This window comes from Mesorhizobium sp. L2C084A000 (genome assembly GCF_000502875.1).
GTDB lineage: Bacteria > Pseudomonadota > Alphaproteobacteria > Rhizobiales > Rhizobiaceae > Mesorhizobium.
In genome coordinates this window covers 1-251 of record NZ_AYWX01000075.1, presented here as the reverse complement: position 1 = coordinate 251, position 251 = coordinate 1, and the positions used below count along the sequence as shown (strand labels likewise).

Annotated in this window: 1 pseudogene; it reads right to left on the bottom strand. The window is 64.5% G+C overall.

The window, feature by feature from the left end:
* Positions 1 to 74: 74 nt before the first annotated feature.
* A pseudogene (locus tag X735_RS0135800) lies at positions 75 to 251 on the bottom strand (adenine phosphoribosyltransferase); the annotation flags it as partial.

The following is a 251-nucleotide window of genomic DNA, read 5'->3' as shown; positions in this document are numbered from 1 at the left end:
CTCCCTACTCCCTACTCCCTACTCCCTACTCCCTACTCCCTACTCCCTACTCCCTACTCCCTACTCCCTACTCCCTAATGCCCCTCAAACCCGATCAACGTCCGCACCGGCACGCCCAGCGCTTCGAGCTTCGCCCGTCCGCCGAGATCCGGCAGGTCGATGACGAAGCACGCGGCAAGAATATCGGCGCCGATCTGCCTTAGCAGCTTGACCGCCGCCTCCGCCGTGCCGCCGGTCGCGATCAGGTCGTC